19 protein-coding genes and 1 tRNA gene are annotated in these 19,112 nt (G+C 54.2%); 1 reads left to right on the top strand and 19 read right to left on the bottom strand.

The genetic code is table 11. The features are described 5' to 3' along the window. Positions 1-8 precede the first annotated feature (8 nt). The 10 genes from rimM to ACWJJK_RS04005 form a co-directional block, all read right to left on the bottom strand. Positions 9-509, bottom strand: coding sequence for a ribosome maturation factor RimM (gene rimM / locus ACWJJK_RS04050; protein ID WP_077731248.1), 501 nt, complete (start codon positions 507-509; stop codon positions 9-11). Between the two features lie 26 nt (positions 510-535). Next, positions 536-799: a 30S ribosomal protein S16 gene (gene rpsP / locus ACWJJK_RS04045; protein WP_077731249.1), complete on the bottom strand. Its 264-nt coding sequence runs from the start codon at positions 797-799 to the stop codon at positions 536-538. A gap of 225 nt (positions 800-1,024) precedes the next feature. After that, positions 1,025-1,117, bottom strand: a tRNA-Ser gene (locus ACWJJK_RS04040). Positions 1,118-1,141: 24 nt separating this feature from the next. Next, positions 1,142-1,348, bottom strand: a complete 207-nt coding sequence (gene csrA, locus ACWJJK_RS04035; protein WP_077731250.1) for a carbon storage regulator CsrA — start codon at positions 1,346-1,348, stop codon at positions 1,142-1,144. A 133-nt stretch (positions 1,349-1,481) separates the two neighbouring features. Then, a complete protein-coding gene (locus ACWJJK_RS04030; RefSeq protein WP_077731251.1) occupies positions 1,482-2,711 on the bottom strand; it encodes an aspartate kinase in 1,230 nt (409 codons plus the stop codon). 25 nt (positions 2,712-2,736) lie between these two features. Then, a complete protein-coding gene (gene alaS / locus ACWJJK_RS04025) occupies positions 2,737-5,337 on the bottom strand; it encodes an alanine--tRNA ligase (protein WP_156880765.1) in 2,601 nt (866 codons plus the stop codon). Between the two features lie 40 nt (positions 5,338-5,377). Beyond that, positions 5,378-5,818, bottom strand: coding sequence for a regulatory protein RecX (locus ACWJJK_RS04020; RefSeq protein WP_168175468.1), 441 nt, complete (start codon positions 5,816-5,818; stop codon positions 5,378-5,380). A 17-nt stretch (positions 5,819-5,835) separates the two neighbouring features. Beyond that, positions 5,836-6,885 (bottom strand): recombinase RecA, encoded by a 1,050-nt coding sequence (recA, locus tag ACWJJK_RS04015; RefSeq protein ID WP_454128664.1) that lies wholly within the window; start codon positions 6,883-6,885, stop codon positions 5,836-5,838. 39 nt (positions 6,886-6,924) lie between these two features. Further along, positions 6,925-7,500 carry an RNA 2',3'-cyclic phosphodiesterase gene (thpR, locus tag ACWJJK_RS04010; protein WP_077731255.1) on the bottom strand — a complete coding sequence of 192 codons (576 nt, stop codon included), beginning with the start codon at positions 7,498-7,500 and terminating at the stop codon, positions 6,925-6,927. After that, positions 7,484-7,978: a CinA family protein gene (locus ACWJJK_RS04005; protein WP_077731256.1), complete on the bottom strand. Its 495-nt coding sequence runs from the start codon at positions 7,976-7,978 to the stop codon at positions 7,484-7,486. The genes thpR and ACWJJK_RS04005 overlap by 17 nt, the downstream gene beginning before the upstream one ends. A gap of 54 nt (positions 7,979-8,032) precedes the next feature. On the opposite strand from ACWJJK_RS04005, the gene mutS reads away from it, so the two are divergent. Continuing rightward, positions 8,033-10,597 (top strand): DNA mismatch repair protein MutS, encoded by a 2,565-nt coding sequence (mutS, locus tag ACWJJK_RS04000; protein WP_156880767.1) that lies wholly within the window; start codon positions 8,033-8,035, stop codon positions 10,595-10,597. Positions 10,598-10,635: 38 nt separating this feature from the next. Here mutS and ACWJJK_RS03995 read toward each other — a convergent pair whose 3' ends face one another. From ACWJJK_RS03995 to rpsB, 9 genes are all read right to left on the bottom strand, one after another. Then, positions 10,636-11,355 (bottom strand): DsbC family protein, encoded by a 720-nt coding sequence (locus ACWJJK_RS03995; protein WP_077731258.1) that lies wholly within the window; start codon positions 11,353-11,355, stop codon positions 10,636-10,638. Positions 11,356-11,386: 31 nt separating this feature from the next. Then, positions 11,387-12,748, bottom strand: a complete 1,362-nt coding sequence (gene rseP / locus ACWJJK_RS03990) for an RIP metalloprotease RseP (protein ID WP_077731259.1) — start codon at positions 12,746-12,748, stop codon at positions 11,387-11,389. A 7-nt stretch (positions 12,749-12,755) separates the two neighbouring features. Continuing rightward, positions 12,756-13,943, bottom strand: coding sequence for a 1-deoxy-D-xylulose-5-phosphate reductoisomerase (gene ispC / locus ACWJJK_RS03985; protein ID WP_077731260.1), 1,188 nt, complete (start codon positions 13,941-13,943; stop codon positions 12,756-12,758). A 1-nt stretch (position 13,944) separates the two neighbouring features. Further along, complete coding sequence (locus tag ACWJJK_RS03980; protein WP_077731261.1) at positions 13,945-14,934, bottom strand: phosphatidate cytidylyltransferase; 990 nt, start codon at positions 14,932-14,934, stop codon at positions 13,945-13,947. Between the two features lie 22 nt (positions 14,935-14,956). Further along, positions 14,957-15,745, bottom strand: a complete 789-nt coding sequence (gene uppS, locus ACWJJK_RS03975; RefSeq protein ID WP_077731262.1) for a polyprenyl diphosphate synthase — start codon at positions 15,743-15,745, stop codon at positions 14,957-14,959. 146 nt (positions 15,746-15,891) lie between these two features. Then, complete coding sequence (gene frr / locus ACWJJK_RS03970; RefSeq protein ID WP_077731263.1) at positions 15,892-16,449, bottom strand: ribosome recycling factor; 558 nt, start codon at positions 16,447-16,449, stop codon at positions 15,892-15,894. Positions 16,450-16,451: 2 nt separating this feature from the next. Next, positions 16,452-17,174: a UMP kinase gene (gene pyrH / locus ACWJJK_RS03965; protein ID WP_077731264.1), complete on the bottom strand. Its 723-nt coding sequence runs from the start codon at positions 17,172-17,174 to the stop codon at positions 16,452-16,454. Between the two features lie 91 nt (positions 17,175-17,265). Then, positions 17,266-18,150 carry a translation elongation factor Ts gene (gene tsf / locus ACWJJK_RS03960; protein ID WP_077731265.1) on the bottom strand — a complete coding sequence of 295 codons (885 nt, stop codon included), beginning with the start codon at positions 18,148-18,150 and terminating at the stop codon, positions 17,266-17,268. Between the two features lie 120 nt (positions 18,151-18,270). After that, positions 18,271-19,056: a 30S ribosomal protein S2 gene (rpsB, locus tag ACWJJK_RS03955; protein WP_077731266.1), complete on the bottom strand. Its 786-nt coding sequence runs from the start codon at positions 19,054-19,056 to the stop codon at positions 18,271-18,273. Between the last annotated feature and the right edge of the window lie 56 nt (positions 19,057-19,112).

The raw sequence follows: 19,112 nt of genomic DNA, 5'->3' as shown, positions 1-19,112 counted from the left end.
CTACGGCTCTAAAAATCCGGATCCCAATCTACGATTAGAACACCCTCATTCAAGTCGACACTCTTAACGAATTCGCCGACCACAAAAGGGATCAAGCGCTCTCGCTCGCCGTGAACCGTCATAACATCGTTCGCACCGGTTTCCATCATGCCGGTCACGGCACCCAGACTAATGCCGGATGTCGTACGGACCTCAAGCCCGATCAAATCCGCCCAATAATATTCGCCTGGCTTCGTTGGCTGAAACTGTTCTCTGTTAACGAAGATATTCAGCGTAGATAACTGCAACGCTTGGTCACGGTTATCCACACCCTCCAGATGCGCTACGACCGTGTTCCCATGCCGGCGCCCGCCGACGACCTTAAATTCCTTTTGAGCTTTCTCATCGCCGATCAGCCACGGCGAATAACTCAAGATATTGTCTGGCGGATCGGTATGTGAGCGAACTCTTACCCACCCTCGGACGCCAAACGCACCCAACACTTCACCGGCGACAATCTGCCGCGCCACTGTAAACTTGTGTCGCGGGAATAAATTTAAGCCGCAGCCGAGTCTGCGCCTTTCCGAAATTCCTTAATCAAGGAGTGAACCCGTTCGGTCGTCTTGGCGCCTTGACTCAGCCAGTACTGAACACGCGCATCATTTAAACGCAGTCTTTCGTCTTTCCCGGAAGCGATCGGGTTAAAAAACCCAACTCGCTCAATGTAACGACCATCTCGTTTACATCTGCTGTCGGCAACAACGACATGATAGAAAGGGCGCTTTTTTGCGCCACCACGGGCAAGACGAATCGTGACCATTAAATTTCCTCTTAAGGATGCAAGAACAACCCGAAAAAACCAGATATTTTACCGAAAAACCTGTTTATGTGAAGACTTGGCCGCCAAAATCATGCCAAACCAAGACTCAGCGCCAAAATTGAAACAGATTTGCGTCATACGGGCTAGATTGAAAACAGACTCGCAGCTCCCGAACCCACCCGAACCGGGTAATCGCCACTCGAGATCTTCTGCGCTTTAATGGAATGGCGGAGAGAGAGGGATTCGAACCCTCGATAGAGCTTTTGACCCTATACTCCCTTAGCAGGGGAGCGCCTTCAGCCTCTCGGCCATCTCTCCGAAACTGACGAGATTATAATCGACTTATTCCGTATGCTCAGCTGTTTTTTCTGGTGTTTGAGCCTGCTGCTCTCTTTTTATGCGCTCATAGATCTCTTCCCGATGCACAGAAACTTCCTTGGGCGCGTTCACACCAATGCGAACCTGATTACCTTTTACCCCTAATACGGTAACCGTTACATCATCCCCGATCATCAGAGTCTCACCGACTCTACGAGTCAATATCAACATAAATCCTTCCTTTCCGGTCGCTCGTGACCTACCTTAAAATGGTGCCGCTTGCCGCAACACCAAGCCAACCAACACAAACGGTTAAGCGCTATATTATATCAGTTTTTCTTATGTTTATAATGAAAATTTGACCTCACGCCGCTTCCACCGACTGATCGAGATTAAAGGCTTCGTGCAAACTCCGAACTGCGAGTTCCAGATATTTTTCATTCAAAACTACAGAAATCTTGATTTCGGAGGTCGATATCATCTGGATATTGATCCCCTCTTTTGCAAGGGCCTCGAACATCTTGCTGGCAATCCCGGCGTGCGAGCGCATCCCGACACCAACCAAGGATACTTTGACAATCTTGTCATCACCAGCAACTTCGCGCGCGCCGAGTTCGGCGCAAGTGCTATGCAGAATGTCCAAAGCTTTTCCATAGTCATTGCGATGCACTGTAAACGTGAAATCGGTTGTGCCGTCCTCTCCGATATTTTGGACAATCATATCGACTTCAATATTCGCATTTGCGATGGGACCAAGGATTTTATAGGCGATGCCTGGACGATCGGGCACACCCATAATGGTCAGCTTAGCTTCGTCTCGATTGAACGCTATGCCGGAAATTAGCGGCTTTTCCACGTTTTCTTCCTCGTAACTGATCAACGTGCCAGGGCCTTCCTTAAAACTCGAAAGCACCCGTAGAGGGACATTGTATTTACCGGCGAACTCGACTGATCGAATCTGCAATACTTTCGATCCCAAACTCGCCATTTCTAACATTTCTTCGAATGTAATTCGGTCCAGCCGCCTGGCGCGCGGCTCAACGCGCGGATCGGTGGTGTAAACACCATCCACGTCGGTATAGATCAAGCACTCACTCGCTTTGAGCGCCGCAGCCAGGGCTACCGCCGTGGTATCCGACCCGCCGCGCCCCAATGTGGTGATATCACCATCCTCGGTGATGCCTTGAAAACCGGCTACCACCACCACCCTGCCCCGACCGAGATCACTCAAGATGCGATCGGTGTCGATATTCAAAATACGCGCCTTCGTATGGGCGCGGTCGGTGACGATTCTGACTTGCCCGCCAGTGTATGAGCATGCCGGGATGCCCTTTTCGTGCAGAGCCATGCACAGAAGAGCTATGGTGATCTGCTCACCCGTAGCGAGCAGTACATCCATTTCCCGCGGCTCGGGACGCGCCTGAATATCCTGAGCCAAGGTCACCAGACGATTGGTTTCTCCACTCATTGCAGATACGACAACAACGATGTCCTCGCCTCTCCCTCGCGCTTTGACAATGTTGTCGGCGACATGTCGTATTCGCTCGGTACTACCCACCGACGTACCGCCGTATTTATGTACGTATAAGGCCATGTTCTTCTGAGAAGTCTGTCTGTGATTATGCCGTATGGCGCCGCACCCAATCCGGTACGCTCTTCAACGCTGCGTCCAGCATTGCCGGATTGGTCCCCCCAGCTTGAGCCATATCGGCTCGGCCGCCACCTTTTCCGCCGACCTGCACGGCCACTGCGTTAACCAAATCCCCGGCCTTGATCCGGTTTATCTGATCTTTGGTTACTCCGGCGATCAGCGTCACCTTATCTTCTTTGACCGACCCCAGCACGATCGCTGCGCTCCCCAGCTTATTCCTGAGTTGATCGACCATATCCCGAAGCCCTTTCGGATCGCTTTCTTCCACTTTTGCCGCCAAAACTTTCACTCCGTCGACCGATATCGCCCGAGAGACCAGATCGTCACCTGCGGCACTCGCCAGCTTTGCTTTGAGTCGGTCCAATTCCTTCTCCAAAGAACGATTTCTTTCGAGAAGCTGGTTCACTTTTTCATCCAAAGTGTCCCGCCCGGCTTTCACTCTCTCTTCGAGAGACAGCAAGATGCGATCGTTTTTCTCTATCCAATCGACAGCGGCCTCACCTGTAACCGCTTCGATTCTACGAACTCCGGCTGCCACTCCGGTTTCGCTCACGATCTTAAACAAGCCAATGTCACCAGCGCGTTTGACATGAATTCCGCCGCACAATTCGGTCGAAAAATCGCCGATCCGAAGGACACGCACGTTATCGCCATACTTCTCACCAAACAAGGCCATCGCTCCCGCCTTGATGGCAGTCTCCCTCGGCATCATTTCCGCCGTTACGGCATCGTTGGCACGAATCTGTTCATTCACCAACCGTTCGATCGTCTCGATTTGCTCCGCCGTTACCGGCGCAAAGTGGGAAAAATCGAAACGTAACCGGTCGGGATCAACCAGGGAGCCCTTCTGAGTCACGTGGTCCCCTAGAACTTTCCTCAATGCCGCATGCAGCAAATGAGTCGCGGAATGATTGAGCGCCGTAGCATTGCGAGACTCGACATCGACTTCCGCCTCGCAAATCGAACCGGCTTTGAACTCGCCTTTCAATACTCGCCCGATATGAAGAATCAAATCGCCGGTCTTCTTCTGGGTATCCGATACTTCGAACAGATTGTCGCCCGCGCGAATGATGCCTCGATCGCCGACCTGCCCACCAGACTCGGCATAGAACGGAGTTTTGGCCAAAATCAGAATGCCTTCCTCGCCGGCCGATAGAGTCTCAACGGGCTTGCCATCCCGTAGCGCCGCCTCAACGGCTGTCTCCTCATGCGAACTCTTATAACCGGTGAATTCACAGCGTACGTCGAGATGTACATCGTGGGAGTAATCGACGCCGAAATGACTGGCCGCGCGCGCACGCTCCCGCTGCTCCTCCATTGCTTTCTCGAAACCTTCCAGGTCCAAAATCAGACCATGCTCACGGGCAAAATCGGCTGTTAAATCAACCGGAAAGCCGTAGGTGTCATAAAGCTGAAACACAGCATCGCCGGAAATCGTCTTGCCGCTCATCCCCTTGAGATGGGCTTCCAGAACCCTCATCCCTTGCTCCAAGGTTTCGGCAAAACGCTCTTCTTCCTTCTTTAGGACTTGCTCCACCATGGACCGCGCCGCAGCCAAATCCGGATACGCATCACCCATCTGAGCGCAAAGCGGACCAACCAACCGGTAAAAGAAGGTCTCGCGAATCCCCAGCTTGTAACCGTGGCGAATCGCTCTTCGAATGATACGACGGAGCACATAGCCGCGCCCCTCGTTGGACGGCAAAACGCCGTCGGCAATCAGGAAAGCACACGAGCGAATATGATCGGCCAGTACTCTCAACGAGCTGTTGTCGGTGCTTCCGACTCGCGCAAGATCCGCTGCGGCCCTTATCAAAGCCTTAAAGATGTCGATTTCGTAATTGCTGTGTACGCCTTGAACGACGGCAGCAATCCGCTCCAAGCCCATACCTGTATCGACCGATGGCCTAGGCAATGGCGTAAGCGTTCCATCCGGAGCACGATCGTACTGCATGAATACGAGATTCCAGATTTCGATGTACCTATCGCCATCCTCGTTGAGCGAACCGGGCGGACCTCCCGGAATCCCTTCGCCATGGTCATAGAAAATTTCGGTACAAGGGCCACAGGGCCCCGTGTCGCCCATGCTCCAGAAGTTATCCTTAGAGCCTATGCGTGCAAACCGTGTTGGATCAACGCCTACATCGTTAAGCCAGATCGCCTCGGCTTCCTTATCCTGGTCGTAAACCGTAACCCAGAGCCGCTCGGCCGGCAGCTTCAAAACCCCGGTCAAAAATTCCCACGCGTAATGAATCGCATCACGCTTGAAATAATCGCCGAAGCTGAAATTCCCCAGCATCTCGAAGAACGTATGGTGGCGCGCCGTATATCCAACGTTTTCCAAGTCGTTGTGCTTACCACCCGCTCTTACGCAGCGTTGCGCCGAGGCCGCGCGAACGTACGGACGCTCTTCTCGCCCCAAAAACACGTCTTTGAATTGAACCATACCCGCGTTCGTGAACAGCAGAGTAGGATCATCGGCCGGAATCAACGAGCTGGATGGAACGACCGCATGTTGCCGCTCCTCGAAATACTTCAAAAAAAGTGAACGCAGTTCTGCGCTGGTCATTTCGCTGCTACCGATGGTTTCATTCTTATTCTTGTGAGGATTATTCGCTGTCAGGATATCTCAAGCGTTTGAACAAGCGGCGGATCTGATCCGATTCGAAGCCACGTCGCCTAAGAAAGCGCTCCCGCGCCGCACGCTCTAGGAGCGAATCCGGAATGGTCTCGCCATACCTTTTGACATAAGTTTTATGGATCAACGCGTCCCAATCCCGATCATTTTCCAGCGATTTATCCACGTCGACGCCGTGCTGTCGCAACTCCTGTCTAATCCGGTACGCTCCGTATCCCTTTTCGGCGCGACTGCGCGCGAACACTTCAGCGAAACGCCCATCGCTCTGCAAGCCTTGAGATGCCAGATCTGCAACGACTTGCTCAACCACGGCTTCCGAATACCCCTTGCGGCAAAGCTTCTGCCGCAGCTCCGCACTGCTGCATTCGCGATGTGAAAGATAACGCAGGGCCGCAGCCTTTACCGCCTGCAACGAGTCGGGAACGTCGCTCAGGATCCGGCCTCCTCAAGCGGATCGGACGCAGCGACCTGCCCCACTGCAGGGGCGCTGCTGCCGAAGGCTTTTTCACGAATCTTAGACTCGATGCTTTCAGCCAACTCCGGACGCTCTTTCAGGAAATTGCGAGTGTTATCCTTACCTTGGCCGATACGCTCCGCTCCGAGACTGTACCAGGAGCCCGACTTCTGCAGAATGCCGTAATTCACGCCCAAATCGACCAATTCGCCTTCGTGGGAAACGCCTTCGCCGTAAAGAATTTCGAAATCCGCATTCCTGAACGGAGGCGCCACTTTGTTCTTCACCACCTTGACACGAGTCTCGTTGCCGACCACTTCGTCACCATTCTTGATCGCCCCCAAACGGCGAATATCGAGACGAACCGAAGCGTAAAATTTGAGTGCATTTCCGCCGGTTGTCGTCTCCGGATTGCCGAACATAACGCCGATCTTCATGCGGATCTGATTGATGAAAATGACCAAAGTATTCGAGCGCTTGATATTGGCCGTAAGTTTTCGCAGCGCCTGAGACATCAAACGAGCCTGAAGACCGACATGGGAGTCGCCCATTTCGCCTTCGATTTCCGCTTTAGGCGTTAAAGCCGCCACTGAGTCGATCACGACGATGTCGACGCCGCCCGACCGAACCAACATGTCGGCGATTTCCAGTGCCTGCTCGCCGGTATCGGGCTGGGATACCAGCAAATCGTCCAGATTGACACCAATTTTTTCCGCGTAAACGGGGTCTAGGGCGTGCTCGGCATCGACGAAAGCCGCAACCCCGCCCCGCTTTTGAGCCTGAGCAATGACTTCGAGCGTCAGAGTCGTCTTGCCGGATGATTCGGGACCGTATATTTCTACGATACGTCCGCGAGGCAAACCGCCGCAGCCCAATGCGATATCGAGAGACAGCGAGCCCGTGGGAATGACTTCGAGGTCACGCATTGCGGGGACATCCCCCATCCGCATCACGGACCCTTTGCCAAACTGCTTTTCGATTTGCGAAAGCGCTGCACTCAACGCTTTCTTTTTGTTTTCGTCCATTAGATTAATACTGACTAAACCGTTGTAAATAATTACTAATTATCTCACAGACGAATCGTCGGGAATAGCCTGAAAACTCGGCAGGTTCCAGCTCTTCCGCACCAGATACAGTGAGCCGGCGCGGCTAATTTGGGACTCGATCAGACTGAACGAACTCACGCGCCAACGGATCGGATCGTCGATAGTCTGTGACGACACACTGTCGCGGCAAGCTTTCCTGGCCAGCGTCAGATGCGCCCGGAATGGCCTGTTTTCCATGACAAACCCAATTCGACCGAGGCCGGCAGTCAAACTGTTTGCCAAATGGTTCAGCGCTTCCGGCGCACTCAGGGGCGACAGGCAGATAATTCCCTTTTTCGGCCAAAACTCGATTCGATCGAGACTCAGCTCAAATGACTGTCCGACAATGCTGTCGCCAACCTGACTGACCACCGGCAACCGATCTTCATTCACTTCTCCCAAAAAAGCCAGTGTAATATGAAGATTTTCCCCCTTTACCCACTTAGCCGTAGCCGTTTGCTTGAGCGTATCGACAAGCTGCGCCAGTGAAGCGCGTACCGCCCCGTCTGGCCAAAGAGCGAAAAACAAACGAAGCGTTTTAATCTCGGCAGACATCAAGAATACCTTGAAGCGCGACTCTAACCGCTTGCCGCCTGACCTGACGCCGATCACCGCCGAACTGCATGTGTTTTACGCGGCAGATGCCATCGCCCCGCTGCCAAGCGAACCATACGGTGCCCACAGGCTTATCCGGCGTACCGCCGGTCGGCCCGGCGATTCCGCTAACGGCCGCCGCCACGCCCGCCGCACTATGACTCAAGGCACCCGCAGCCATGGCTCGCACCGTTTCGACGCTGACAGCGCCATAAACTTCGATGATTTCGCTCGGCACGCCCAGCAACTCGTACTTCGCCTGATTGCTGTAGGTGACGAACCCTCTATCGAACCAAGCGGAGCTTCCGGGCACATCGGTGATACATTGGGCCACCCACCCACCGGTGCAAGACTCGGCCAAGACTAGCACTCGCTCCTGAAGCCTCAGGATCTGCCCAACCTCGCGCGCCAACGCGTATAACGCTTCGTCCTCCGCCATATGTCAGCCATTCGCTCAATCGCAGACCTTTATTCTATCCGATAAACTACTCTGATGACCGATCAAGCAACCACACTCTCCAGACATACCCCACTGATGCAGCAGTACCTGCGCATCAAGGCCGAACACCCCGAGCAGCTTCTCTTTTTCCGAATGGGGGATTTTTACGAACTCTTCTACGAGGATGCGCGTAAAGCCGCACAACTCCTGGACATCACCTTGACCGCTAGGGGCGAATCGGCCGGCGAACGCATACCTATGGCGGGTGTCCCCTATCATGCCGTCGATGGTTATCTCGCTCGACTGATCAAACTCGGTGAATCGGTTGCGATCTGTGAACAAATTGGAGATCCAGCCGCTTCCAAAGGTCCCGTCGAACGCAAGGTCGTACGCATCGTCAGCCCCGGCACAGTGACCGAAGAGGCCTTGCTGGAGGATCGCAAAGAGAATCTATTGGTCGCCATAGTCCAGCTCGGCGAAATTTATGGTCTCGCCGGATTAGACCTGGCCGGCGGACGATTCACAGTTCAGCAGGCCACCAGCCTGGAGAGATTAGCCGGCGAACTGGAGCGTTTAAATCCTTCTGAGCTACTCATCAGCGAAGAATGGTCGCCACCACCAACCATAGCCGCAAGGCGTGGGATCACCCGGCGACCGTCTTGGCACTTCGACCCCGAGAGCGCACGCCATCGATTGCTTCTTCAATTCAAAACTCAAGATCTCTCCGGCTTCGGCTGCGAAGGTTCGCCCGCGGCGATCGCCGCCGCAGGTTGTTTGCTTCAATATGTTCAGGACACCCAAAAAAGCGCGCTGCCCCACATCCAAGGGTTACGGACAGAAACTGGCGAGGAAAGCATCATCCTGGACGCGGCAAGCCGGCGCAACTTGGAATTGGATTTTCATCCGTCGGGTCGGGTCAATCTTACCCTGTTCGGCGTACTCGACCGCACCTCAACCGCCATGGGCGGACGCCTGCTGCGACGCTGGCTCCATCATCCTCTACGAGATCAACGCATTCTTTATCAGCGTTACGAGGCCATAGAGGCACTACGCAAAGATAGGAATTACGCTTCCATTCGCGATGTGCTTGCATCAGTCGGGGACATTGAACGCATCGTCGCCCGCATCGCGCTCAAATCGGCGCGGCCGCGGGATCTCGTGGTATTGCGAGCATCGTTAGGTACGCTACCCGAGCTCTTAAATCAGCTCGAAACCCTGGAGAGCACGCTCCTTACGGACATACGGCAGCGGATTCGAGAGCAGCCTGAAATTTACCAACTGCTCGATCGCGCGATCATAGAAAACCCGCCTATGCTGATCCGCGATGGCGGCGTCATTGCCGAAGGTTACCATCCGGAACTGGACGAACTACGCAACCTCAGCCAAAACACGGAACGCTTCCTGGTTGACCTCGAGCAGCGGGAACGCCAGCGAACTGGGCTATCAAACCTAAAGGTCGGATACAATCGTGTGCAAGGCTTCTATCTCGAGCTTTCCCGCACGCAGGCCGACAGGGTCCCGGCAGACTACATCCGGCGCCAAACCTTGAAGGGTGCCGAGCGCTATATCACGCCAGAACTAAAAGCCTTTGAAGATAAGGTGCTGAGCGCACGGGAACGCTCCCTAGCGTTTGAGAAAGCCCTTTATGACGAGCTATTGGATATTCTTGGCACGTCGATAAAAGCGCTGCAGGACTGCGCTTCAGGGCTCTCGGAGCTGGACGTCTTGGCCAACCTGGCCGAGCGCGCCGAAAGCCTGAACCTCACCATGCCCCTACTAATCAAGGAACCAGGCATTCGCATCACAGGCGGCCGCCATCCCGTCGTCGAAACGGTTGCCGATACGCCGTTTGTCCCCAACGATTTGGAACTCAACTCCGACCGCCGCATGCTCATTATCACCGGCCCCAATATGGGCGGGAAATCCACTTATATGCGCCAAACCGCACTTATCGTCTTAATGGCTCATATCGGCAGCTACGTGCCTGCGGAAGCGGCGATGATAGGCCCGATCGACCGGATTTTCACCCGGATCGGTGCCTCCGACGACTTGGCCAGCGGCCGATCGACATTTATGGTCGAGATGACCGAGACCGCGAACATCCTTCATAACGCGACATCATCAAGTCTCGTGCTAATGGATGAGATCGGTCGCGGCACCAGCACCTTTGATGGCTTGGCGCTGGCCTGGGCAACGGCCGACTACTTGGCACGCAAGATCCAGGCGTTCACGCTTTTTGCGACCCACTACTTCGAATTGATTACGCTGCCTGACGAGTGCCCCGGGGTACAGAACGTCCATCTGGACGCAGTAGAGCACGGCGATGGGGTCGTGTTCCTTCATGCCGTCAAGGACGGCCCGGCCAACCAGAGCTACGGACTCCAGGTGGCTGCTCTGGCTGGCGTGCCGAGAACGGTGATTGACAACGCGCGCAAGAAGTTGACGGTTCTGGAGAACCAGACCTATGCCGAACATCAAAGCGAAGCACGGCAATTCGACCTTTTCGCGAATGCCGAGCCTCACCCTGCGTTGGATCTGCTCAGAACGATCAGACCCGAAGAAATCACACCCAAACAGGCCTTGGACTTGCTGTTCACCCTAAAGGACTTGACGAACTGAGAGCAAGACGCTGGAGTCGACCACGCCTAAATGGGCGCTTATTTTTCGCTCTCTTGAGCCAAAATCTTGGCCAATTGACTAGCCGGCACGTATCCCGGCAGTATGTTCCCTTTCTCGGTGACAAGCATGGGCGTTCCGGCGGCGCCCATTTGCGTTCCCAGTGTCAGATGCCGATCTACCGGGTTGTCGCATTGCCGGTTTTCGATGGTCTCGCCACGCTTCGCCTTGGTCAAAGCCGCGTTGCGATCGTCCGCACACCACACCGACACCGCTTTCTTGTAGGAATCAGAGCCTTCGCCAGCGCGCGGGAAAAACAGGTAACGAATCTCGATACCTTCCGTTAGATACTGATCGATCTCCGAATGCAGTTTTCGACAGTAGCCGCAATCGATATCGGTGAACACGTATAGCAAGTGCTTCGAACTCTTAGGCTTGAAGACTATCATGTTGTCTGAGCCGACTTTTTTCAGAGAACTGACTCGAGCGTCGGCCAGCTTGCCTTCCGTTAAATCTTCGCGCGCCTTAATATCGATCATCGAGCCCTGAAACAAATACCGACCGTCCTCCGAAACATAGAACAGCTTCGGCCCAACAACGACTTCGTAAAGCCCCGACATGGCGGACGGTGTGATCGAATCCGGCTTGACTCCGGGCAAAGCGTCCTTTAACGCTTGTTCAATGGCTTTATTGTCGGCATAGGCCGGCCCGAAAAAAAGAGCCGCCATGCCCAAGAATGCGACGCCCCAATGTGTTTTCATGAATGTATCCGTGGGTTGCTTCGGTTTCGATTTATGTCAGCAAACGCTCGATGTCGAGAATGAATGCCAGACTCATCAAGGATAACAGAATGAATAAGCCGATTTGCTGAAAGAACGCTTGCGTCTGCTCCGACACGGGACTGCCTTTGACAGCCTCGACCAGATAAAACATGAGATGTCCGCCGTCGAGCACAGGAATCGGCAATAAATTCAACACGGCCAAGCTGACGCTGACAATGGCGAGAAACTTAAGAAATTGACTAAAGCCTATGCTCGCCGATTTTCCGGCATACTGAGCGATGCTGATCGGACCACTCAGGTTTTCGATGCCTGCTTTACCGACCAGCATCCGCCCGATCATTTTCAAAGTCAAAACGGAGTAATCGCCGGTTTTTTCTACTGCGGCCACAAACGCAGGAAGCACGCCGAGACGATACTCTACCTGCATTGCATCAATAAGGTGCTCGGGTATCTGAACTGCAGCGCCTATTCTCCCGATACGACCTTCTTCCGATTCAACCGGCGTCGGCGTTACCGAGCGAGACAAGCGCTCGCCACCGCGCTCCACGACGACTTCGAGCGAAGCGTTGGGATGGGCGCGCACATGATCCACCCACTCCCGCCATGTCCTAATCGGTCTGCCGTCCACACTTACCAGCCTATCGCCAGCCTGCAACCCGGCTCTCTCCGCCGCACCGCCCGGCTCGACCCTATCGATAATCGGCGGAATATCCGGCTCCCAAGGACGAATGCCCAGGCGCTGATACAATAAATTAGGCTGCTGTGCGAGTTCCTCCGGTACCGTCAGGGTTCGCTGCAGTTGTTCACCGCCCTTCGTCTTGACGTCGACGGGAATCGCTTCACCCTCCATGATTCGCTCCAGCAATTCGCCCATGGCTTGGTTCCAGGTAGGCGTCGCTTCACCTGCCACAGCCACAATCTCGTCGCCTTCCGCAAACCCGACCTGAGCCGCCAACGAGCCGCTGGCCACGGGTCCCAACACGGGGCGCATGCCGGTTTCGCCGATCATGAAAACCGCCCAGTAGACCAGAATCGCTAAAATGAAATTGAAGAACGGTCCTGCAAATACAATCGCTACGCGACGAATTAGAGATTGACGGTTGAAAGCATAAGGCAGATCAGCCGGTGCTACTGTTCCCTCCCGTTCATCCACCATTTTCACATAGCCGCCCAAGGGAAGCGCCGCCACGGTGAATTCGGTGCTATCAGGCGTTCTTTGATGACGCCAGAGAATCTTCCCGAACCCCAACGAAAACCGGATAACCTTAACTCCTAATTTCCGCGCAGCCCAAAAATGGCCCAACTCATGAAAGGCGATCAGGATTGTTAACGCTACGATGAAGTAAAAAAGCGTATGAAGGAGCGAAAACATGGGAGCGTTAATACACCGCTAGCCGATTGATATATGACTCGGCCGTCGAGCGAGCGATTCGGTCCGCATCGAGAACGGCATCGATTGTATTGGCGGGGCCCGGCACAATAGTCGCCATGCAATGCTTGATTGTCTCTGGAATATCCGTGAACCGTATCTTACGATCCAAGAACGACGAAACGGCCACTTCGTTCGCGGCATTTAGAATAGCCGGCATCGTTCCGGCTGCACGAACAGCTTGATAAGCCAAACTCAAACATGGAAAACGAGCTTCATCCGGTGCCTCGAAGTCCAATTGTCTGACACTGAATAGGTCCAGAGGTTCCGCCCCAGACTCGAATCGCTCCGGCCAAGCTAAGGCATGGGCGATGGGAATACGCATATCCGGGCTACCCATTTGCGCCAGCACCGTCCCGTCGACATAATCGACCAACGAATGAATGACGCTTTGCCGATGAATAACGACTTGAATGCGCTCAGGCAGCATGTTGAACAACAGGCATGCTTCGATCACTTCTAGCCCTTTGTTCATCATAGTAGCCGAATCGACCGAAATTTTCCGCCCCATAACCCAGTTGGGATGAGCCACGGCTTGATCCGGCGTTACGTCGTCCAACTCATCTAATGGCTTACGCAAAAAAGGACCGCCGGAAGCGGTAAGCAAAATCCGCCGGACGCCGGAAGCCGTCTGACCGGCGCAGTAATCTGCCGGCATGCACTGAAAAATGGCATTGTGCTCACTGTCGATCGGCAGCAGCTTGGCGCCCGACTTGGCAACCTCGGCCATGAAAAGCTGCCCCGACATCACCAGCGCCTCTTTGTTCGCCAAGAATACGGTCTTGCCGGCTCTTGCCGCCGCCAAAGTCGGCAAAAGCCCCGCCGCCCCGACAATAGCGGCCATGACGCCATCCACTTCAGGCAACATGGCCACCTCTTCCAGAGATTTCGTGCCGCTTAGCACTTCGGTATCCGGCAGCCCAGCAGCACAGAGCCGCCGTCTCAATTCTTCAGCCTGCCCTTCGCTACGGAGAACCACATATGAAGGCCGGAACTGCTGACATTGCTCATAAAGCCGGTCCAGATTGTTATTCGCGGTAAGCGCCACGACCCGGTAACGATCCGGATGCCGTGCAACCACATCGAGCGTGCTGACGCCAATGGATCCTGTCGAGCCAAGAATGCAAATGCCTTTCATCTTAATGGGCTCCCTTGTTCGAGGGAGATTTTTCTTCGTTTACGACGCCTTCTTCCACAAAACCTTCATCGTTTGTCCCCTCCTCGTCATGAGGCGTTATGTCTCCGGAACTTTCAGCAGGCAGCTCCTCGGGAATGACGATATTTGTTTCCAACTCCGCCGTCAAAAATACTCCGAGCAGCAACGAACCGGCATAAAAGATCGAAACTGCCGCCAGCAAGCTATCGATGCGATCGAGAATTCCACCGTGCCCCGGTAATACGGCGCCACTGTCCTTCACCCCGCGAACGCGCTTTGCTAGGCTTTCGAAAAGGTCGCCGCATACTGACGCTGCCACTGTAAACAAAGACAGGAACACGAAATCGGCAAGGGCGATAGCTTCGAGCTTTGCGAATAGCCCTACCGCAATTGCCAGGACCGCCGCAGCGAACAAGGCCCCATAAACCCCTTCAACGGTCTTGCCGGGACTGATCGGTTCCAGCAACTTGGTATGGCCCCAGCGCTTACCCACAAAATAAGCCGCCACATCGGCCGCCCAAACGAGAAATACCAGATAAAAAACCTGTTCCTGACGAAAATTCAAGCGCAGCCAGACCATCAAGATCCAACCGGTGATCAGCACGAATGCACCGGCGGCCAGTTTCGCAGCAAGCGGATACTGGATCTTGACCAAACGCTCAGGTATCCGACGGAACGCGATTCCCCACACGAACCACCAGGCCACTACGGGCCAGTAAAACCACTCAGGCAGTTCACCCGGTGCCCAGTCGATGGCGAAATACCGCGCAGCAAGCAGAAAAGCGAACACCACACCGACGAAACTGAGACGCGACGATAAGCTACCGAGACCGGAAAGATTCGCCCACTCCCAAGCGCCAGCTAAAATAATCGCGCCCCAAAACACCGCAAAACCGTCAGCGGGCAAGAATAAAATCGCGGCGATAATGAGCGGCGCCAGCACCAAAGCGGTAATGACTCGATTTTTCAGCATGACTGTCTCGTAAATAGCAAAATTAACGGGATTCGCTTGTCTTAGTGCAAACGTTTTCTGGAACCAGATCCTCGACTTGCTCGCTCGTATATCCGAAGCGGCGCTGTCGACTTGCGTAGTCGTTCAACGCGAGTTCGAGTGATTGTTCGTCGAAATCTGGCCACAAGGCAGGCGTGAAATAGAGTTCGGTGTAAGCCAGCTGCCACAACAAGAAATTGCTAATCCGCTGTTCGCCACCGGTGCGAATGAAAAGATCGGGCTCGGGCAGATCCGTCAGGGTCAACTGAGATTCAAAGACATCCGCGCTAATGTCTCCGGAACACAGCTCGCCTCGTGCGACCTTTTCGGCCAGCGCACGGGCAGCCTGCAAAATATCCCAGCGGCCGCCGTAATTAGCCGCGATGGTCAGGTTCAAATGGGTATTCGAACTGGTAAGCCTTTCGGCAGCCGAAATCTTTTCCTGCAGCGCGGGCGAAAACGCCGCCCGATCGCCGATCACCCGAAGCCGGACGCCATTTTCATGAAGCTTTTCGGTTTCCCGCTCCAAGGTTGTCAAAAACAGCTCCATGAGCAGAGACACCTCTTGCGGAGGACGCCGCCAGTTTTCGCTGCTGAAGGCGAACAGGGTGAGCGCCTCGATTCGGCGCTTCAGACAGTGTTCGATAACCTTTCGTACTGCCGAGACACCGGCGCGATGCCCAGCCGTACGCGGCAGAAAACGCTTTTTTGCCCAACGGCCATTACCATCCATAACGATGGCGATATGGCGGGGCAGCCGGTCATCATCGATAGGGACAGCGGGCACTTCCATATTTAGGTTCCGAACTGATCATCATTTTGGAAAACGAGATGCCCAACCGTTCCTGAGTGAAATCGGTTTCGCCGGGGGCACCATCGAATACTGGCTGATAATTATTGAAGAAAGAGCCGAATTTCGACACGACCGGAAGGGACCGATTAAATTGCCATTAAGTCCGCTTCCTTTTCGCTCAGCAAACCATCGACGTCTTTAATGTACTGATCGGTCAATTTTTGAACTTGCTCTTGACTGCGTCGCTCCTGGTCTTCCGAGATTTGCTTTTCCTTCAACGCAGCCTTGAGCTCATTATTGGCATCGCGCCGTATATTGCGAATCGCGACCCGAGCATTTTCGGCTTCGTGACGCACGACCTTGATCAGGTCGCGCCGCCGTTCTTCGGTAAGCGGCGGCATGGGGACACGGATTACCGAACCGGCAGTCGAGGGATTCAGCCCCAAATCGGACGTCATGATCGCCTTTTCGATAGCCTGAACCATACTGCGCTCCCATGGGGTCACGGTCAGTGTTCGGGCATCTTCGACAGCGACGTTGGCCGTTTGCGTTAACGGTACCTCGTTGCCGTAGTAAGACACCATGATGTGATCCAAGAGGCTGGGATGAGCTCGGCCGGTCCTTATCTTGGCAAACTCATGCTTGAGCGCCTCGATACTCTTCTTCATTCGTTCCGCAGTCCGTTTTTGAATATCGTCGATCATGGTTATCTACCGGTTTCAATTAAGGATCCAATATCTTCGCCCAGAACCACGCGCATGACGGCCCCGGGATCGAACACGTTCATCACCCTCAGCGGCATATTATGGTCGCGGCACAAAACCAGCGCCGTGGCATCCATTACATTAAGGCGTTGATCCAAGGCCTCGTCATAGGTCAGCCTCGAGTAAAACCGCGCATTGGAATCCTTGAGCGGATCCGCCGAATAAACCCCCTCCACTTTAGTGGCCTTAATCAGCAACTCGGCATTGATCTCGATCGCACGCAGGCTGGCTGCCGAATCCGTCGTGAAAAATGGATTGCCGGTACCCGCAGCAAAGATGACTACCCGCCCTTTCTCAAGGTGTCGGACTGCACGACGCCTGATGTAATCCTCGCAAACCTGATTGATTTTCAAAGCCGACATGACGCGGACCGGCTGCCCGAGTTTTTCAAGGGCGTCCTGCATAGCAAGGGCATTCAGGACTGTGGCCAGCATACCCATGTAATCGCCGGTAACCCGATCCAAGCCTTCTGATGCCTTTTCCGAGCCACGTATGATGTTGCCGCCCCCAATGACCAGCCCCACCTGGACACCGATCTGACACAAATCATTTATTTCGTGCGCTAGACGCTTAATCGTTTGTGGGTCGATACCACTTCCCTGTTCACCCATAAGCGCTTCGCCGCTTAACTTCAGCAGAATTCGGGTGTATTTAGGCGCGCTCATCGGTTCAAATTCTGTGTTGTCGATTGGTTATCCGCAAACCCCTGACGGGTCGCCGTGCAAAGCACTCCGCCAGAGGTTTACTCACGAAAGTTTAACTGTTTCTTACTTGTGCCATCACTTCTTCGGCGAAATTGCTTTCTACCTTTTCTATGCCTTCGCCAACCTCGAATCGTACAAAGCGACCTACGCTAGCTCCTCGGCTACTCAGCAACTTACCGACAGTCTGATCGGGATCTTTGACGAAAGGTTGACCGAGCAAGGTAACTTCCCCCAGGAATTTCTTGATCTTGCCCTCTACCATTTTCTCGACGATATTAGCAGGCTTCCCTTCGGCTTCAGCCTGCGCCTTGGCGATATCCCGCTCCTTGGCGACCGTTTCGGCAGGCACGCCTTTTTCGTCCACGCACAAGGGTTTACTAGCCGCGACGTGCATGGCGATATCCCGACCCAACTCCTGATCACCGCCGACCAACTCGACAAGAACACCGATCCGGGTTCCGTGCAAATAACTCGCGATATTACCGCTTTCCGATGTAATGCTCTCGAACCGCCGCACATTGATATTCTCGCCGATTTTGGCAACCATAGCCCGGCGCGTTTCCTCCACGCTGGATCCCGAGGACGGCATCACAGTAGCGAGCAATTCGTCGAGCGAACTAGCTGTCGAATCCAATGCGGTTTGCACGACGTTATTGACGAACTCTACGAAATCATCGCCCTTGGCGACGAAATCGGTCTCGCAGTTGATTTCCACGATGACCGCACGCTTACCATCAGCACTCGTTTTCGTAGAAATACGGCCTTCGGCGGCAGTGCGGCCAGACTTCTTGTCTGCTTTCGCGAGACCCGCTTTCCGCATCAACTCAACTGCGGCTTCCATATCACCGTTGGCATCCTGCAACGCCTTCTTGCATTCCATCATCCCCGAACCGGTGCGTTCGCGGAGCTCCTTCACCATTGCGGCACTGATATTCATTGACCGAACCTCATCATTAATTGCTTATCATCGCTATTCAAGCATTTACGCTTATAAAAACGCCCCCTGATGGAGGCGTTTTGAGCGTATCAACGCATTCAGGCACGAAAAACGCATGCCTTACTCGGCATATGCGCTAGCCGCTTCCGCAGCGGAATCCGAACTCGTCTCGGTATTTGACTCCATCTCCACAAATTCGTCTTCCCCTCCGGCAAAATCGAGACTGTGCGCCTTGCCTTGCAGGATGGCTGTCGCGGCGCTCTGCGCATACAGCTGAACAGCACGAATGGAGTCGTCGTTGCCCGGTATGACATAGTCGATGCCGACCGGGCTGTTGTTGGTATCGACAATGCCGACGACCGGAATGCCCAGCTTTTTCGCTTCGCTGATGGCATTCTTTTCATAGCCTACATCCATAATGAACAACACCTCCGGAAGCCGGTCCATATCCCGAATCCCGCCCAAACTATGCTCCAACTTCTCCAACTCGCGCATCATGCCGAGCGCTTCCTTCTTGTTGAACCGCTGCAAGCGACCGTCGTCCCGCATCGCTTCAAGCTCTTTCATGCGAGCGATAGATTGTTTGATGGTCTTGAAATTGGTGAGCATTCCGCCCAACCAGCGATAATTCACATAAGGCATACCACAGCGCTTGGCTTCATCTTCGATGACCTTGCGGGTGGTTCTCTTGGTGCCGACGAAAAGAACTCTGCCTCTGTTGGCCGCCTGCTGTTCGAGGTATTTCATGGCCTCATTGAACAGAGGTATAGTCTTTTCCAGATTGATGATATGGATGTTGCTCCGCGCGCCGAAAATATACGGAGCCATCTTGGGATTCCAATAGCGCGTCTGGTGACCGAAATGTACGCCGGCCTCCAGCATTTGGCGCATGGTTACATTGGACATTCAAATCTCCTAATAGAGCTGAGCCGGATTGAACCGGCGATGGGTTGAGCCTCCAC

The sequence above is a fragment of the Methylocaldum gracile genome (assembly GCF_053646815.1).
Note: the sequence above shows the minus strand (reverse complement) of the source record. Positions and strands in the feature narration are given on the sequence as shown.

What these genes read in the sequence shown, in the direction of transcription:
- ispC (WP_077731260.1), bottom strand. Translation starts at nt 13,943, where the DNA reads ATGAAAGGCATTTGCATTCTTGGCTCGACAGGATCCATTGGCGTCAGC.
- ACWJJK_RS04030 (WP_077731251.1), bottom strand. Translation starts at nt 2,711, where the DNA reads ATGGCCTTATACGTACATAAATACGGCGGTACGTCGGTGGGTAGTACC.
- uppS (WP_077731262.1), bottom strand. Translation starts at nt 15,745, where the DNA reads ATGGAAGTGCCCGCTGTCCCTATCGATGATGACCGGCTGCCCCGCCAT.
- rseP (WP_077731259.1), bottom strand. Translation starts at nt 12,748, where the DNA reads ATGTTTTCGCTCCTTCATACGCTTTTTTACTTCATCGTAGCGTTAACA.
- tsf (WP_077731265.1), bottom strand. Translation starts at nt 18,150, where the DNA reads ATGAATATCAGTGCCGCAATGGTGAAGGAGCTCCGCGAACGCACCGGT.
- ACWJJK_RS03980 (WP_077731261.1), bottom strand. Translation starts at nt 14,934, where the DNA reads ATGCTGAAAAATCGAGTCATTACCGCTTTGGTGCTGGCGCCGCTCATT.
- mutS (WP_156880767.1), top strand. Translation starts at nt 8,033, where the DNA reads ATGACCGATCAAGCAACCACACTCTCCAGACATACCCCACTGATGCAG.
- csrA (WP_077731250.1), bottom strand. Translation starts at nt 1,348, where the DNA reads ATGTTGATATTGACTCGTAGAGTCGGTGAGACTCTGATGATCGGGGAT.
- frr (WP_077731263.1), bottom strand. Translation starts at nt 16,449, where the DNA reads ATGATCGACGATATTCAAAAACGGACTGCGGAACGAATGAAGAAGAGT.
- rpsB (WP_077731266.1), bottom strand. Translation starts at nt 19,056, where the DNA reads ATGTCCAATGTAACCATGCGCCAAATGCTGGAGGCCGGCGTACATTTC.
- thpR (WP_077731255.1), bottom strand. Translation starts at nt 7,500, where the DNA reads ATGTCTGCCGAGATTAAAACGCTTCGTTTGTTTTTCGCTCTTTGGCCA.
- ACWJJK_RS04005 (WP_077731256.1), bottom strand. Translation starts at nt 7,978, where the DNA reads ATGGCGGAGGACGAAGCGTTATACGCGTTGGCGCGCGAGGTTGGGCAG.
- pyrH (WP_077731264.1), bottom strand. Translation starts at nt 17,174, where the DNA reads ATGAGCGCGCCTAAATACACCCGAATTCTGCTGAAGTTAAGCGGCGAA.
- alaS (WP_156880765.1), bottom strand. Translation starts at nt 5,337, where the DNA reads ATGACCAGCGCAGAACTGCGTTCACTTTTTTTGAAGTATTTCGAGGAG.
- recA (WP_454128664.1), bottom strand. Translation starts at nt 6,885, where the DNA reads ATGGACGAAAACAAAAAGAAAGCGTTGAGTGCAGCGCTTTCGCAAATC.
- ACWJJK_RS03995 (WP_077731258.1), bottom strand. Translation starts at nt 11,355, where the DNA reads ATGAAAACACATTGGGGCGTCGCATTCTTGGGCATGGCGGCTCTTTTT.
- rpsP (WP_077731249.1), bottom strand. Translation starts at nt 799, where the DNA reads ATGGTCACGATTCGTCTTGCCCGTGGTGGCGCAAAAAAGCGCCCTTTC.